Origin of the sequence: Leptospira sp. WS58.C1, assembly GCF_040833995.1 — a bacterium.
Lineage (GTDB): Bacteria > Spirochaetota > Leptospiria > Leptospirales > Leptospiraceae > Leptospira_B > Leptospira_B cinconiae.
This window is the reverse complement of sequence record NZ_CP162137.1, coordinates 2,349,131-2,364,642: the sequence shown is the minus strand read 5'-3', so window position 1 is coordinate 2,364,642 and position 15,512 is coordinate 2,349,131. Positions and strand designations below refer to the sequence as shown.

Sequence of the window (15,512 nt, the reverse complement as noted above, 5' to 3'; positions counted from 1 at the left end):
GGGAGATTCCACAGTTGATCGGAAAAGACAATGATCCATTGATGATCGAATATTATGAGAAGAAGATCTATGATCAGAAACAACTTCTCGAGATCAGTAAGGCTCTTAATTCCACACTAGATTATAAGTATCTAATCGATGCTATTTTAAATATTTGTTTAGCTCAATTGCAAACTTTGAGCGCGGCTATCTTTTTAGCACCGGAAGCTGACTCTAATTATTTTGAATTGGAACCTAGTTTCAAAGGATTCGACCTTGCGGAAGATGATGCAGGGTTCCGGATTAAAACAGATGCACCTTTAGTTACTTTTTTAGAAACCAAACTGAAAGCAATGACTCCCGATCAGATCGAAGAGTCCATGGGCTTAAGTCCTGAACTGGAATTTTTAAGAAGAATAGGCGGAGACCTCATCATTCCTTTGAATGCAAAAGGGAAAGTGAACGGGTTACTTCTTTTGGGTGAAAAGATCACCATGGGAGAATGGATGGAAGAAGATAGAGACTTCCTTACCACTCTTTCCACTCTAGCTGGGATCGCAGTGGAGAACTCAAGACTCTACGAACTTGCAACCGTTGATATGATGACCGGTTTGAAAGTGCATCATTACTTCCAGACTAAACTGAAAGAAGAGATGGAACGTTGCCGTAAAAAAAGAACGAATCTTGCTCTTCTATTCACCGATGTGGACAACTTTAAAAAGTTCAATGATACTCATGGGCACCAAGCGGGGGACCAGGTACTTATCGAGGTCGCTGCAAGGCTGATCCAATGTGCGGGCAAACATGATATCGCCGCCAGATACGGTGGAGAGGAATTCTGTTTGGTCATGCCTGGAGCGGACTTAAAGCGGGGATTTGAAATGGGAGAACGTTTGAGAAAGGCGGTAGAGGCTACTTCTATTCCGAATCCGAACGGAGGTCCGGATTTCCAAGTCACTCTTTCTATTGGGGTTTCCGAGTTTTGGGCAAGTGATAGAAACAATAAGGATCTTATAGAAAGGGCGGATAAGGCGCTTTACGAGGCGAAACACTCCGGTAAAAACAGGACAATTTCCTTCCAAGTTCCGGTCCAAAACTAGTTTTTTCCCGTTTTTGTGAAGATTTTTCGGCTTATCGAATTCTAAAATTCGGCCGAAACCTCTAACATGGAAAAACAACTTGAGCTGGACCATTATTATATCAGCCAGATCGAAGAGGCGGAGCTCGGAAAACGTATCCGTAACCGTGCTTTAGGAAGAGAAGAGTTCGATTTTTCACCGTATTCCTGCTTTATAGAGTATAAAGCAAAGGATACTCAGACAGGAATAGAGTATCGGGATTGTGTGATCGACTATACACGTTGTCCAAATTCCCGTTGTATTAAAAAACTATTGTAATCTTAAAACGAACTTTAGGTGTTCGCTTTTCTAAAATTTTCTACTTAATAAGTCCGTTCCAATACTTGGGTAATCGATCGCTATTAAGCCCTACGCTCCACGAGTCCGGACGTTTGGACAAGCTCGTATAAAAAAGGATCGATTTTTTCCGCAAATTTGAGACCCTAATCGGGCTTTCGAACACTTACGATGCTTTTTTTTCCGAATTGTACATTCAAAAAAAGAACTATTCTTTCCCGAATGATTCTTACGTTATTCTTTTTTTCTTTAGCGGGATGTACTAGTTTCGATTTTCGGAATTTATTCTCAGGTTATATCCGCTATGAAAAAGACGCAGGGGGGATCTGGATCCGTCTTCCTTTAAAAGAAGTGGATCATCTTCCCGTAATTTATCTCGCTTTAGATAAAGATCGGGAACCTCTTAGATTCCTGATCGATACGGGTGCATTCGTTTCCTTTCTTTCCGAAGATCATGTGCCGGAAAATTCTCCTAAAAAAGTTTTGAGTGCAAGTTTTCCCGGCGGTTCCGTTCAGTCGGTACGAAGAACGATCAAAAATGATCTGTTCATAGGAGGGATCCGCCCATTCGAGTCTGTGGAATTTTATTCACATGTGTTTCCCAAAGAATTGAGAGTGGATGGGATCCTAGGAATGAATGCATTCTTAGGTTCGGTAGTTGTTTTGGATCTACCGGATAAAATTTCCCTATGGAGATCTTCTACGTCCAGTCCTGCACCCGGCTTTTTGGAAGAAAATCTATTTCCAATGTTTTTGAAGTCAGGGCAACCGTCTGCAGTACTTCTTCGCCCGCCGGGAACTCGAAAAGAATCTTGGATCTTGGACACCGGGGCCGAATACAGTGTTCTAGACTGGGAGACGATCAAATCAGATCATCCAACGGAATATGTGGAAGGAAAAGAAGCGACCGTATTCAACTTCGGTGGTGGCCGGCTTTCGGCAAAGATCAGAACGCTTCGGCCTTTTTGTCCTGTTTTTGTGAAAAACGATTCTGAAGGGATCGGTTTCTGCACTCCTGAACTCGAGGTATTTCCTGGCGGGATTCCTCCGGATGCTTTGCATTCGGACCATAGAAGAGGGATCGTCGGGATATTAGGTCGGAATTGGATGGAAAACTATCGAATTCTTTTGGACACAAAAAGGAGTCTTATTGGTATAGTAGGAAAGGAATCGGTCTTAGGGAATGAATAAGGGTAAGATCATAGTAGCGATGAGCGGAGGGGTGGACAGTGCGGTTACCGCAGGTCTCCTCATGGAAGAAGGTTACGAAGTGATCGGCGTCAACCTGCGCACATGGGAATATGAAGCACCTGCCTGCGATACCACTAAAAAATCCTGTTGTTCTCCCGAAGATATCAGGGACGCGAGAGACGTTGGTCTCTCCTTAAATATCCCTTTTTATGTGATCAAGATGGAGAAACTTTTCCAAGAAAAGGTCATAGATAGGTTCGTAAACGATTACAAGGATGGAAAGACTCCGAACCCTTGTGTGGAATGTAATACTTTCGTGAAGTTCGGCGCTTTATTCGAAAAAGCGAAAGCATTAGGAATTGATAAAATAGCTACCGGACATTATGCAAATATCGTCGAGGTGGACGGCAGATATGCCGTCTCCAATGCGCAGGATATGAATAAGAACCAAGCGTATTATCTATACGGCTTGTCCCAAGAGAATCTGAAAAATACCGTTTTTCCTTTGGGTGGAATGACTAAACCAGAAGTTCGTGAGATCGCGCGTAAGATGGGGCTTCCGGTAGCAGAAAAAGCGGAGTCACAAGAGATCTGTTTTATTCCTGAAAACGATTACAGAAAGTTTTTGGCTAAGAAGAATATTAACTTCACTCCCGGCGTATTCAAATTACAGAATGGCGAGGTAGTCGGAGAACATTCCGGAAAAGAAAACTTCACGATAGGACAAAGAAAAGGTTTAGGTATCGCTTGGAAGGCACCTTTATATGTGATCTCTATCCAAGATGACGGGACGGTCGTTTTGGCGGAGGAAAAACAAACCTTTGTGGAATCCTTTATCGTAGAAGATCTGAACCTGCAAGCTTGGGCTCCCGTTTTAGAAACGGAAAGTTCCGAATGTAGGGTCCAAGTCAGATATCGTTCCCGTCCGATCAAAGCAAAAGTAGTACGTAACGAAAACTTTATACAAGTATTTCCTTTGGAAGAAGTAAAGGGTGTAGCTCCCGGCCAATCCGCAGTCTTCTATCCGAAGGATAGCGACTATTTACTTGCAGGTGGGATCATCCAAAAAGGAAGTGTGACCACTTACGAAAAATCCGATCTTAGCACATTCCAAAATTCGGAACTAGGAGTAAGCGTTCTTCCGTGAGTAAAAAAATCGCAGGTAAGACGATCCTAATCATAGGCGGAGGACTTTTACAGGTTCCGATCATCCAAACGGCAAAAACGATGCTTCTCAGAACGGTGGTAGCGGATATGAATCCGGAGGCGCCGGGTCTGAAAATTTGCGATCTTCCTCTTATCATGTCCACGAAAGACATAGAAGGAATGGTAAGAGAGGCTAAAAAATTATCCGCAACTACTAAGATAGACGGAGTAATCACCGCAGGAACAGACGCCAGTATGACTGTGGCTGCAGTAGCCAATGCACTGGATCTTCCTGGGATCCGATTCGTGGATGCGGAAGCGGCTTCCAATAAAGTAAAGATGAGGGAGCGCCTGAAAAAGGCAGGGGTTCCTATTCCGGGATTTGCTCCCGTATGGAGTATCCAAGATACACGCGACGCGTTGGAATTCCTACAATTTCCGTTGGTAATGAAACCTGCAGACAATATGGGAGCTCGCGGGGTTGTAAAAGTAAATAATAGAGAAGAGCTACAGGCAGCATTCAAACACGCAAAAAAATATTCTCCTACCGGTGAGATGATCTTAGAAGAATATATGCCCGGTCCCGAAGTTTCCGTGGATGCGCTCGCGTGGGACGGCAAATTTATGATCACAGGTCTTGCGGACCGTATCATAGAAAGAGAACCTTATTTTATAGAGATGGGCCATAATATGCCTTCCGCTCTTTCGCCAGAGATCCAAAAAGAAATAGAAGATGTGATGTTTCGAGGAATGCAGGCGCTTGGGATCAGAAGAGGTGCAGGAAAGGGCGATATCAAAGTGACTCCTACAGGAGTAAAAGTAGGAGAGATTGCCGCAAGACTTTCGGGCGGGTTCATGTCCGCTTTGACTTTCCCATTATCCAGCGGGATCAATTTGAATCGAGCCGCTATACTTATCGCTCTGGGGGAAGAGCCTGATAATTTAGAACCGTTATTTCATAGAGTATCTATCGAAAGAGCGTTACTCGCGCCTAAGGGAAAACTTCTTTCCATCGATGGATTGGAAGAGGCCAAAAAGATAGAAGGAGTTACCGATATCTTTCTTTTACATAAGGTGGGAGACATTATCCCGGAACCCACGAATAATATTGAAAAAACAGGACATGTGATCATCTCCGCGGAGAATTTAAGTCAGGCTGAAAGTATATTCTCCAAAGTATTGGAAACCGTTAAATTTACCTCGGACGAATTATACTCCATCTCCGAAAAAGAAATCGCGGCTAACGCGCGAGCTCGTTTTGGAAAAGAGATTTGCTGGGTCTGTAAGGTATGTGATGGGACGGATTGTGCTTCCGGTGTTCCCGGAATGGGCGGAGTCGGAAGAATGCTTAGCTTTCAGGACAATACCAAGGCCTTGGAAGAATATTCGATCCTACCCAGATATATCAGAGACAATGTGCAGGCAAGCACCGAAAGTCACTTTTTTGGACAGAAATTATCCACATCTTTTATGTGCGCCCCAATGACAGGTGCGATCACGAATATGAGCGGAGCCATGGATGAGTATACTCTCGCCGCGGTTTTGTTAGAAGGATGTTTGGCTTCCGGCAGCTTAGCATGGTTAGGCGATGGCGCAAGCCCGGAAAAATATCTGATCATTCTGGAAGCTCTTAAAAAGGTGGATGGAAAAGGTGTACTTATTTGTAAACCGCGAGAAGACGAAGGGCTCATCAAAGAAAGATTCCAAGAAGCGGAAGCGCAAGGTGTTCTTGCTCTAGGAATGGACATAGATGCAGTGAATTTCAAAACTCTGGTCCAGAAAAAGATCCCTTCGATCACAAGAGGAGTGGACGCTCTTTCTAAAATACGTTCTTATACAAAACTTCCTTTTATCCTAAAAGGTGTGATGAGTCCCGAAGATGCGATCCTTGCAAGAGAAGCTGGTGCGGATGCGATCGTTGTTTCCAATCATGGGGGCAGAGTATTGGACGATATGCCAGGGACTGCGAGAGTTCTCCCTAAGATCCGAGAGGCCTTAGGTGCTGATTTTCCGATCTCAGTGGACGGCGGTGTTAGAAGCGGCGCCGACGTTTTCAAAATGCACGCATTAGGTGCGAACAATGTTCTCATCGGGAGACCTATGGCGATTTCCGCGGTGGGCGGGGGTGTGGCTGGAGTCCGTTTTTTAGTGGGCCAATATACCGAAGGTTTGGCACAGGCAATGAACACGGTAGGAGTTTCCAAAATTTCCGAGATTAGGAAAGAATTTATTTTCAGAAAAAAAGAAGAGACTTCTTCTTAAACTTCCAGTTAGATTTTTCTTTTTGCCAGACTTTTGATACAATTCCACAATTGGTTTCCCGGTTGTCCCCCGAACGTATTAGTAGAATATAATGCAAAGTATAGAATACTATTCCGGTTTGGCGCTTTTGCGAAAAAGAGAGAGGAATGATCCGGAAAATTCCTTGAAACCAGTAATTTCCTTTCCCTAAACGAGGGAGCCGTTAAACTCGGATTCCTTGCCAAAGGGTCTGGGGATTCCTTTAGGAGGAACGTTTGGATAGGACAGTCAAGGAAACAGAGGCTCTGACTAAAATCCTCCAAACATTGTTTGCGAGATTGCCGGTTTCCGTGGAAATTAAGGGCAGATCCTATCCCGCAAAAATCGTAGGGGTCAAAGACGGTCTTTATCTTCTCGTTTCTTTACCCGGAAAATCGGATGGGGAGAAGACCAGGATCCTATTTCTTACTCATAATAATCATTTTTTCCACGGTGTTTTTACGGTTGTCCAGAGGAATGCGGGTAACGGTTTGGAATTGTTGAGGATCCAGGCGGTAAAGGTCAGCGAGGCAAAACGGGCCCAGGGCAGGGTGGAATTGGAAGGTGGGGGCGGAGAGCCGATCATTCTCACCAATATTATCAATCAATTACACTTAAGACGTTCATTAGGTTTTATTGATAAAATAGTAGAGACTATCCTTCAGAAACATGCCAAAAAAATGAAGGAAACCTATCCGGATTCTTTGATCTATTTTTCGGATCGAATGGATAACAGGCTTAGGATCATGTACAATTTCGAACAATCCATCTTCGTTACCAATCGTTTGGAAAGAAGTTCGGGCGGAGTTGGACAAAATTTTGTTCCGATCGAGGAATACCTAAAACTTCTGGCATTGAATAAGTTAGAATCCAGATTTATTTCCGAAATTTCGGTACTGATCCGTTATAAAAATTATACACCTCTCGGTTATGTTCAGGTGCTTTCCGACAAACCTATGGATACGGAAGATTATAATAAGATCACATTATTTGCCGCCGCAATTTCCAGGGATGTGATCGCTTCCGGGTTTTTCCAGGAGTCCAAAGAAAGATGTATCGCAGAGGATATCAGTAGGAGTGGACTCGGGTTTTTCCACGCGCAATCCATTTTCTTTTCCAGAAGTTTTGCAGTGGGAGAAATTTTGTTATTCGATCTGCAAATGAATCAGGAACTGAAAGGGACTTATCGGGCCGTTATCCGAAATATCACGAACACGGACAAAATGTTCCGTATCGGTTTACAATTCTTTAATTTGAATTCTAAGGAAGAAGAGATGTTGAACCGATTTGTGGATTCCAGATTAGGCCCGGGAGAAGGTTCTCAAGCGCCTGAATCGACAGAACAAGAGTCGGATACTCCCGTGGAAGGAGAGTCTGCTTCCGAGATGGAAACGGTATCGGAAGATATACCTGATATGGGATTCGAAGGAGAAGAAGAGTCTGTCTAATTCTCTTGTACAGGAAGGTCTTAGAACAAAGATCGGGAAAGAAGAGGCCGGTTCCAGACTTGACGTGTTTCTCGCTTCCAGATTCACATACCAATCCAGGTCCAATTGGAGAAAAATATTAGAAGAAGGTAAAATACTCGTCCAAGGAAAGCCTGCAAAACCTTCTTACTCCATCAAAGAAGGAGACGAGATACTTTATCTTCCGGGAGATAGTTTCGAACCTCCCATCCAAACGGACTTTAAAATTTTATACGAAGATACACGTTATATTGCGGTGGAAAAACCGGGTGATATTCCGATCCATAGCGCCGGAAGATACAGGAAAAACAATCTCACGGATCTTTTAGAAGAAGATCCTCGTTTCGAAAAAATATATACGATCCATAGATTGGATAGAGAAACGTCCGGAGTGGTCGTTTTCGCAAAAGATCCGGAAGCCGCTTCAAAATTAGCCGATCTATTTTCCAAAAGAAAAGTAAATAAAACGTACGTATCCTATGTTTGGGGAAATTTTCCGGCTCGCCTCCAGGCAAAGGGATTTTTGACTTCGGATCCTTCTTCTTTAATCCGCAAAAAAAGAAGGTTTCTTTCCGAAACTTCGTTTCAGAAATTAGAAATACCGGAACAAGATTCGGAAACCTGCGAAACCGCTTTTAGGAAAATTGGAGAAGGTATCTTTCAGGGATTATCTTTTTCTAAAGTATATTGTTTTCCTAAAACCGGAAGGCTTCACCAAATTCGTGCTACATTGTATTCTTTAGGATTTCCGTTAATCGGAGATAAAATTTACGGCAAAGATGAGAGAACCTTCCTGGAATTTATTGAAGGGAAAGATCCGGATTTAATCCAAAAACTCGGAATGGAAAGGCAGGCATTACATTCGATTTCTCTTACGTTCATTCATCCGTTTACGGGATTAATAACGAAGATACGATCCGGTTTACCGCAGGATTTTCCTGAATGAACGAAAAACCTGGATTTTGGATCTCCTTATTTCCGCTGGGATTTTTGGTATTTTCGTTAAGTACGGCGGGATTTTTATTCGGAAGTGGGATCGCAGAAGGACCGGCCCAAATTTTATTATTCAGTGCGGGTGCGATTTCCGCGGGAATTTCCAGGCTCAGGGGCATCTCTTGGGAGGAAATAGAGGACACCGTTTTGGATTCTCTGAGAAACGTATTGCAGCCGATACTCATCTTACTTTTGATAGGGGCATTGATCGGGATTTGGATCCGTTCCGGGATCGTGCCGGCACTCATTGTCTGGGGTTTAGAATTATTAAAACCGGAGATTTTTTTACCCTCAGCGCTCATCTTATCTTCCGTGGTTTCTTTAGCCACAGGAAGTTCATGGTCCACTGCGGGAACCATCGGAGTCGCATTGATCGGAGTGGGGGCCGGCCTTGGGAAACCTTTGGGGATGGTAGCCGGGGCGGTTGTTTCGGGTGCCTATTTCGGAGATAAACTTTCTCCTTTTTCGGAAACGACAAATCTTGCATCCTCCATAACAGGGGTCTCCCTTCTATCACATATCCGTAATATGGCTAGGACGACGTTACCTGCATTCGGGATCTGTCTTTTAGCGTTCGGATTTTTAGGCTGGGGTAGCGGCCAGGGAGAAACGGAAACAGCTACAGAGCCGGTGATCTCCGCACTAAAAGCGGAATTCCAGATTTCTTGGGTTTTACTTTTTCCACCTCTTCTTACTTTCTTTCTCATCTACTTTAGGGTTTCCGCAATTCCTTCCATATTTATAGGGATCTTGAGCGGTGGAGTTTGTTTTGTTCTGACACAATCCAATATATATGCAAATTCTTTAAACTTGCAAGATGCAACTTCTTCCGCTTTTAAAAATTTAGTTTCAGCCGCTTCAGTAGGCACAAAGGTGAAAACCGGACATGCGGTCGTGGACGGATTATTATCCAGAGGAGGAATGTCCTCGATGCTTTCCACAGTTTGGCTGATTATCTCCGCTATGTTTTATGCAGGGATCATGGAAGGAGGGGGAATGACCCAAGTTTTAGCGGAAAAGATGTTAAATTGGGCGAAAGCGAGAGGTTCCTTATTCACTGCCACGGTATTTACCTGTGTAGGCACCAATCTTTTCTGCGCGGACCAATATCTAGCGATCGTGGTCTCAGGTAAAATGTTCAAAGAAGCGTATTCTAAAAAAGGATTGGATCCTAGAAATCTTTCCAGATGTTTAGAGGATTCGGGAACAATGACTTCCGCTTTGGTTCCTTGGAATTCCTGCGGTTCCTTTATGGCGACAGCTTTAGGAGTTCCTACACTTGTGTATCTTCCCTACGCATTCTTAAATTTACTTTCTCCATTATTCTCCTTAGTCACCGGATGGACAGGTTGGGGATTGGCGGGAAAAGATCCTGAATCTAAAAAAGATTATATCTGATATCTTTTTAGCTTTTAAGAAGAATCCGCTTTCTATAACATTTGCTCGATTATAAATCTTAGAAAAATGCTTGTGTCATCACGGCGATATGCGAAAATACTAAAAAAGTGAGCAAAAGCTCACATTTTAAAAAGGCATATCTCGGGTGAAATTCCCGAGTACTTCGAATATATAGGAGAGGAGTTCCGATGCCTAAATTCCATTTAAAAGAAAGGTATATTCCCGTTCTAGGACTATTAGTTTTGGGAATTTTGATGGGGGCCTTCGCTTCTTCTTGCAGCAGCAAAGAAGGAGAAACGACGGAAGGTTTTGCCCATGTGGTCATGGTGGATAATGCATTTTCTCCCCCTATGCAAAAGATCCCTGTCGGCGGTCAGATCGAATTTGTCAATTCAGGGGCCAATCCTCACAATGCGATAGCAGTGGATAAATCCTGGTCTACCGAAAAGAGTTTCGGTAATATCGTAATGCCAAGAGGGGCAAAGGTAAAGATCACTTATCCGAAGGAAGGCGTTTTTCCTTACTATTGTAGCTTTCACGCATCTCCGGATGGAAAGAGCGGAATGGTTGGGGATATAGTGGTGGGAAACGCGGCTTACAATCCTGCGGCAAGAGCCGGTAAAGATTGGAAGGTTGCTGAAAAATTTTCGGGAACCACACGTAAGGTTCCACAAATGTATCCTACTATCCAAAACGCAGTGGATGCTGCCTCTCCTGGAGATCTGATCCTGATCGACGAAGGTGTATATTACGAAGAAGTTGTGGTCACCACTCCTTCGATTACCTTAAGAGGAACGGATAGAAATAAAGTCATCTTAGACGGTCAATTCCAAAGGGCGAACGGTGTGATCGTGGTAGGCGCGAACGGTGTAGCAGTGGAAAACATGACTGCAAGGAACTCCACCTTAAACGGTTTCTTTTGGACCGGTGTAAAAGGATATAGAGGTTCTTATCTTACCGCCTATAATAATGGAGACTATGGAATTTACGCTTTCGACTCGGTGAACGGAGTATTAGAACATTCTTATGCTTCCGGTTCTCCTGATGCGGGAATTTATGTGGGTCAATGTTATCCTTGTAAAGCTATCCTTTATGACGTGATCTCGGAGAACAGCGCATTAGGTTATTCCGGAACGAACGCCGGTGGAGAATTATACATCCTGAGTTCAATCTGGAGAAATAATATCGTAGGTCTCGGACCGAATTCGTTGGATAGGGAACTTCTTCCTCCGGAAAGAGAGACTACGATTATCGGAAATTTGATCTATGATAATAATAACCTGACGGCTCCGATCAAACCTCTGGAATATCCTACTTACGGAACGGGGATACTGATCGCAGGCGGTATTAATAATGTGATCAAAAATAACGTAGTGATCGGTCACGATAATTACGGGATCGCGATTTTTCCGAATCTGGACGAAAATTTCTGGTTCTCGCATAGGAATATCGTCGAAGGAAACATAGTACATTCTTCCGGTTTTGGGGACTTGACACTTGCAGGACCGATCAGTATCGGGAACTGTTTCTCTAATAACAAATTCCAAACCTCCGTTCCTCCTTTGTTGGAAAAAACGAATTCTTGTGCTTCCGGCATTAGATTCCCGATGGGAGGAGAAATTTTCACTGCGTATAACGCACTTTCTTTGATGGTGGATGCGACTCACGGGAATTATCCGAGCGGAGATTGGAAGAACCAACCGGTCCCTCCTCCTCAAACGAATTTACCTGGCGGAGTTTCCGCACCTATCAAACCTGCAATCCATCCTTTCGAAGACTTCGGTTTAGATTTGGATAAGGTGAAACTTCCGGAGGAAGCGGCTAAAATTCTCGCGGAAAGAAAACCGAAATTCGGGGACGTTTTAGGCGGGTTTTCGGTACCTAAACCATTGGATATCCAAATCGTGATCTTCCGTTGGTTTGGATATTTACTTCCACTTCTTCTTTACGTATGTTTGGTCAGTTTGAGTGTTTATGACCTGGTTTCTAAAGCGGAAACAAGCGTCGGTAAATACGTTTGGTTGGCATTTGTTTCCTTAGTGCCGTACATCGGAGGAGGAGCGTATCTTCTTTCGGGCAAATCTTCTTATCCTAAATACTTGAGGTTCACTCTTGTCTTTGCAGGATTTGGAGCCTCCTTGGCCTTCATTTTCTACCTTGGTTTCACCATAGTAGGGAACGTAGGAGCGGGTTGATCTCAGGAAACTTAATACATTAGAATTTTAGAATATAATAAGGAGTTATTTATGGAAACTGCTCAATTTTACGATCCGGGATTTTTTACCTTACTTTTCAACTTTTACGGATACTATATTTTCTACATTTTATTCGCTCTTTGGGCGCCGCTGGCCCTGATCGATCTGTCTAAAAGAGACGATGTGGATCCTAAAAAAGGAAGTCTTTGGACCGCTGCGATCATTCTTGTCCCTTTGTTCGGGGCAGGGGCGTACCACTTGGTCGGCGGTTCTAAGATCCCGTCATGGGCGAAGAACAGCCTTGTATATGGGGGGATCGGTCTTTTGGTCTTAACACTTCTGATCTCTACCATCGCAAGATTCTAATAAACGGGAATTTAATATGAATCGGAAGGAATTCCTTCGTTGGTTAGGAATTGGCGGTGCCGGACTCGCTGCGGGGACCGGGATCGCCGGAATTACCTCGGGTAAAAAAGAAGATCCGCTTTGTAGGACCGGGGCTTCCGTTCCGGGACCGGCATCCACTTCACCGAATCCTTCTATCCGGCTTCCTGGATCCATAGGGGGGAATTCCTACGGAAGTATGATCCACCCACCAATGTTCGCGGACTACACGTTCTTATCTCGGATGGAATTACATAGTTCGATCCCGCAAGCTCCTTCCGGTCCCAAATTTCGTTCCGAAGTGAATATTATAGAAATGCCATTGACTGTCGCTCATAACACTGTGGTGGACGCTTGGACTTTCGACGGCGTTGTTCCGGGGAAAGTGATCCGTGCAAGACTTGGTCAGGAAATGGAATTGCTCTTTAGGAATCATTCCAATCATCCTCACTCAGTCCATTTTCATGGGACGCATGATCCCGGGCAAGACGGTTGGGAGCCGATCGCTCCGGGTGCGGAAAGAGTGTATAAAATTACTGCAGGTCCGATCGGTTTTCATCCGTATCATTGTCACGTTCCTCCTTTAGCGAGCCATATGTCGAAGGGCCTTTATGGAGGATTTATAGTCGATCCTCCAGGTGGAAGACCTCCTGCTTTGGAGTTCATGTTGATCCTTGCTGGTTGGGATCTGAACGAGTCCGGAAGAAACGATATCTATGCTTGGAACGGTATTGCTGGATTTTATGACCGTTTTCCGATCAAGGTGCCCGTGGGAAAAAAAGTAAGATTGTACATCGCGAATATGACGGAACATGATCCTATTGCTTCTTTTCATCTTCATTCCCAAACATTCGATGTGTATAGGACCGGGACTAAACTTGTGCCGGATGAACACACCGATGTGATCACTCTGGGGCAGACGGAAAGAGCGATCGTGGAATTTACTCTCACTAAAAGGGGAAGGTATATGTTTCATCCTCACCAGACCCATATGGCTGATAGAGGGGCAATGGGTTGGATCGTAGCGGTATGAATTTTTTTAAAACGAATTATAAAAACATAATTTATTCTTTATTGATCCTTGGGGTCGGTTTTGGTGTGGGTTTTTATATGAAGAAGAAACCTTCTTCTCGATTCGCATCCGAGGCTCCTGTTGTGGAATGGAAAACCGCCATTCTAAAAGATACGGAAGGAAATTCTGTCAGGCCATCCGAATTGCCCGGGAAATTGTTCGTTGTTTATTTCGGATTTTCCCATTGTCCCGATATGTGTCCTATGGCTTTGAATGATATAGAGAACGCATTTACGGTTTTAAAAGAAGATTCTAAAGACATTACTCCAGTCTTTATCACGATCGATCCGGAAAGGGATACTCCGGAAGTTTTACGAAAATATATTTCTCATTTTCCCGGAAAAGAACTCGTAGCGTTGACGGGAGGTAAAGACCAGATCAGTACTTTGCAGAAAGGTTTTGGAGTATTCTCCCAGAAGACCCAAATTCCGCAAGGGAACGGTGAATATGGAATAGATCATACCTTATTTATATATCTCGTTGATAGAACCGGAAATATCCTAAGAGCTTACCCAACCGGGATCAAAGGAGAAGAATTAGCCAAGGAAATCAGTGAGTTATTATAAAAGCCTGTCCCCAAAGGGCCAGGCTCTTGAAGCCTGAAGTCAGGTATTAAAAGTTAGTCCAAGTTTTGGGACGGACTATAGATTCTATTCCGGTTTGTTAATAAAATAGAATAGTATTTTCTGTGTTCTCGGTGGCGTCTCTGCGAAACAATTATTCTTTATCATAAAAAGCGAATACAACTGCAAGGATTACTAGGGAGAAGCTGACTGCGTGATTCCATTTCATTCTTTCTTTTAACACCAAAATCGCAAATCCCACAAAAATTGTGATCGTGATCACCTCTTGTAATATCTTAAGTTGGAAACCGCTTAAACCGTCTTCCGCATAGCCAATACGATTTGCCGGGACCATGAGACAATATTCCAAAAACGCAATCGCCCAAGAGATCAGGATTGTTTTCCAAATGGGGAAGTCCTTGAAAAATTTTAAATGACCGTACCAGGCAAAGGTCATGAATAAATTGGAGAATGTGAGTAATAAAAAAGTCCTCATAAAGTCCAGGAAAACCGAACGGATGAATGGAGGCAAAAAAAAACCGGACTGAAAGAGTCCGGCTGACAAGTAAGGATTTGCTGAAAAACAATTATTGAGTTTTTACTTCTATCTTTTTGCTCAAAGGTTTCTTTCTAGGCAGTTTTAGCCTCAAAACACCGTTTTGAAGGACTGCAGAAATTTTATCTTCGTCCACGGGTTCGGATAATACGAAGGTCCTTTTATAATCTCCGGTCCCATATTCCGAATATCTTAAGTTTCCATTCGGTTCGGAAACGCTAGTCTTCGCAGAGATTCTGAGCTCGTCCTTCTCCAAGGAAATTTCCAGGTCGGATTCCTTTACGCCTGGAAGATCCAAGACCAACGTATGTGCCTCTTCATTCGAATATAGATCCGTAGAAGGAGTGAAGGTCGGTCTAGGTCTTTGGGTTTTTTCCTGTTCTGTGACCGCTTTATCTTCTGTTTTTAGTAATTCTGAGATGCTCATCTTTTTCTCCTTAAGCTTTTGCTTCGATCCTTATCTTTCTTGGTTTTTCACTCTCGAGAATTGGAAGAACTAAGGTTAAAACTCCGTCTTTTACGGTCGCCTCTACCTTCTCGGAGTCTACTGCAACCGGCAGTTCCAGTCTACGTTGGAATTTGCCTTTTGCTCTTTCTATCCTGCGAGGTTTGTCTTGTGTGTATTCCTTCCATTCACCTGAGATTGTGAGAAGGTTATGAGCCACAGTGATGTCCAGATCTTCTGGAGAAAGGCCTGGAACCTCGGCAGTTACGGTGATCTTGTCCTGGTCCGTATAAACATTTAACGCAGGATATACTTGCCCGCCTTCCCAGACTGGATCGAATAAATTATGGAATCTATTTTGAATTCTTCTTACTTCGCTAAAAAAGTTTGGGTGTCTCATTTTTGCCTCCTGGGCTTATTTAGCACTTA

General features: G+C 43.6%; 15 protein-coding genes. 12 read left to right on the top strand and 3 right to left on the bottom strand.

From position 1 onward, the window contains the following. Positions 1–14: 14 nt before the first annotated feature. The 12 genes from AB3N61_RS10880 (at position 15) to AB3N61_RS10825 (ending at position 14,085) form a co-directional block, all read left to right on the top strand. Positions 15–1,079, top strand: a complete 1,065-nt coding sequence (locus tag AB3N61_RS10880) for a sensor domain-containing diguanylate cyclase (protein WP_020770619.1) — start codon at positions 15–17, stop codon at positions 1,077–1,079. 66 nt (positions 1,080–1,145) lie between these two features. Continuing rightward, positions 1,146–1,376: a hypothetical protein gene (locus tag AB3N61_RS10875; RefSeq protein WP_020770850.1), complete on the top strand. Its 231-nt coding sequence runs from the start codon at positions 1,146–1,148 to the stop codon at positions 1,374–1,376. Between the two features lie 240 nt (positions 1,377–1,616). After that, complete coding sequence (locus AB3N61_RS10870; protein ID WP_412758370.1) at positions 1,617–2,585, top strand: retropepsin-like aspartic protease; 969 nt, start codon at positions 1,617–1,619, stop codon at positions 2,583–2,585. Next, positions 2,578–3,732, top strand: a complete 1,155-nt coding sequence (mnmA, locus tag AB3N61_RS10865) for a tRNA 2-thiouridine(34) synthase MnmA (protein WP_367897570.1) — start codon at positions 2,578–2,580, stop codon at positions 3,730–3,732. The genes AB3N61_RS10870 and mnmA overlap by 8 nt, the downstream gene beginning before the upstream one ends. Then, positions 3,729–5,993 carry an alpha-hydroxy-acid oxidizing protein gene (locus AB3N61_RS10860; protein ID WP_020770732.1) on the top strand — a complete coding sequence of 755 codons (2,265 nt, stop codon included), beginning with the start codon at positions 3,729–3,731 and terminating at the stop codon, positions 5,991–5,993. Before mnmA ends, AB3N61_RS10860 begins: the two co-directional genes overlap by 4 nt. Positions 5,994–6,247: 254 nt before the next feature. After that, complete coding sequence (locus tag AB3N61_RS10855; protein WP_020770876.1) at positions 6,248–7,459, top strand: PilZ domain-containing protein; 1,212 nt, start codon at positions 6,248–6,250, stop codon at positions 7,457–7,459. Between the two features lie 64 nt (positions 7,460–7,523). Next, a complete protein-coding gene (locus AB3N61_RS10850) occupies positions 7,524–8,423 on the top strand; it encodes an RluA family pseudouridine synthase (protein ID WP_367897569.1) in 900 nt (299 codons plus the stop codon). Further along, complete coding sequence (gene nhaC / locus AB3N61_RS10845) at positions 8,420–9,868, top strand: Na+/H+ antiporter NhaC (RefSeq protein ID WP_020770843.1); 1,449 nt, start codon at positions 8,420–8,422, stop codon at positions 9,866–9,868. The genes AB3N61_RS10850 and nhaC overlap by 4 nt, the downstream gene beginning before the upstream one ends. A 188-nt stretch (positions 9,869–10,056) precedes the next feature. Continuing rightward, positions 10,057–12,063, top strand: a complete 2,007-nt coding sequence (locus AB3N61_RS10840) for a plastocyanin/azurin family copper-binding protein (protein ID WP_367897568.1) — start codon at positions 10,057–10,059, stop codon at positions 12,061–12,063. Between the two features lie 51 nt (positions 12,064–12,114). Then, a complete protein-coding gene (locus AB3N61_RS10835; protein ID WP_020770698.1) occupies positions 12,115–12,429 on the top strand; it encodes a PLDc N-terminal domain-containing protein in 315 nt (104 codons plus the stop codon). Between the two features lie 16 nt (positions 12,430–12,445). After that, positions 12,446–13,480 carry a multicopper oxidase domain-containing protein gene (locus AB3N61_RS10830; RefSeq protein ID WP_020770599.1) on the top strand — a complete coding sequence of 345 codons (1,035 nt, stop codon included), beginning with the start codon at positions 12,446–12,448 and terminating at the stop codon, positions 13,478–13,480. Beyond that, positions 13,477–14,085, top strand: a complete 609-nt coding sequence (locus AB3N61_RS10825; protein WP_367897567.1) for an SCO family protein — start codon at positions 13,477–13,479, stop codon at positions 14,083–14,085. Before AB3N61_RS10830 ends, AB3N61_RS10825 begins: the two co-directional genes overlap by 4 nt. A 151-nt stretch (positions 14,086–14,236) precedes the next feature. Here AB3N61_RS10825 and AB3N61_RS10820 read toward each other — a convergent pair whose 3' ends face one another. From AB3N61_RS10820 to AB3N61_RS10810, 3 genes are all read right to left on the bottom strand, one after another. After that, positions 14,237–14,578, bottom strand: coding sequence for a DMT family protein (locus AB3N61_RS10820; RefSeq protein WP_052005237.1), 342 nt, complete (start codon positions 14,576–14,578; stop codon positions 14,237–14,239). Positions 14,579–14,669: 91 nt separating this feature from the next. Then, the gene (locus AB3N61_RS10815) at positions 14,670–15,065 is read right to left on the bottom strand and encodes an Hsp20/alpha crystallin family protein (protein ID WP_367897566.1); all 396 of its coding nucleotides are present in this window, start codon (positions 15,063–15,065) and stop codon (positions 14,670–14,672) included. A gap of 10 nt (positions 15,066–15,075) precedes the next feature. Next, the gene (locus AB3N61_RS10810) at positions 15,076–15,483 is read right to left on the bottom strand and encodes an Hsp20/alpha crystallin family protein (RefSeq protein WP_020770722.1); all 408 of its coding nucleotides are present in this window, start codon (positions 15,481–15,483) and stop codon (positions 15,076–15,078) included. Positions 15,484–15,512 lie beyond the last annotated feature (29 nt).

Bases quoted from the DNA above. Each gene is read 5' to 3' on its own strand.
- AB3N61_RS10835 (WP_020770698.1), top strand. From the start codon at position 12,115: ATGGAAACTGCTCAATTTTACGATCCGGGATTTTTTACCTTACTTTTC.
- nhaC (WP_020770843.1), top strand. From the start codon at position 8,420: ATGAACGAAAAACCTGGATTTTGGATCTCCTTATTTCCGCTGGGATTT.
- AB3N61_RS10825 (WP_367897567.1), top strand. From the start codon at position 13,477: ATGAATTTTTTTAAAACGAATTATAAAAACATAATTTATTCTTTATTG.
- AB3N61_RS10810 (WP_020770722.1), bottom strand. From the start codon at position 15,483: ATGAGACACCCAAACTTTTTTAGCGAAGTAAGAAGAATTCAAAATAGA.
- mnmA (WP_367897570.1), top strand. From the start codon at position 2,578: ATGAATAAGGGTAAGATCATAGTAGCGATGAGCGGAGGGGTGGACAGT.
- AB3N61_RS10840 (WP_367897568.1), top strand. From the start codon at position 10,057: ATGCCTAAATTCCATTTAAAAGAAAGGTATATTCCCGTTCTAGGACTA.
- AB3N61_RS10820 (WP_052005237.1), bottom strand. From the start codon at position 14,578: ATGAGGACTTTTTTATTACTCACATTCTCCAATTTATTCATGACCTTT.
- AB3N61_RS10830 (WP_020770599.1), top strand. From the start codon at position 12,446: ATGAATCGGAAGGAATTCCTTCGTTGGTTAGGAATTGGCGGTGCCGGA.
- AB3N61_RS10875 (WP_020770850.1), top strand. From the start codon at position 1,146: ATGGAAAAACAACTTGAGCTGGACCATTATTATATCAGCCAGATCGAA.
- AB3N61_RS10870 (WP_412758370.1), top strand. From the start codon at position 1,617: ATGATTCTTACGTTATTCTTTTTTTCTTTAGCGGGATGTACTAGTTTC.
- AB3N61_RS10815 (WP_367897566.1), bottom strand. From the start codon at position 15,065: ATGAGCATCTCAGAATTACTAAAAACAGAAGATAAAGCGGTCACAGAA.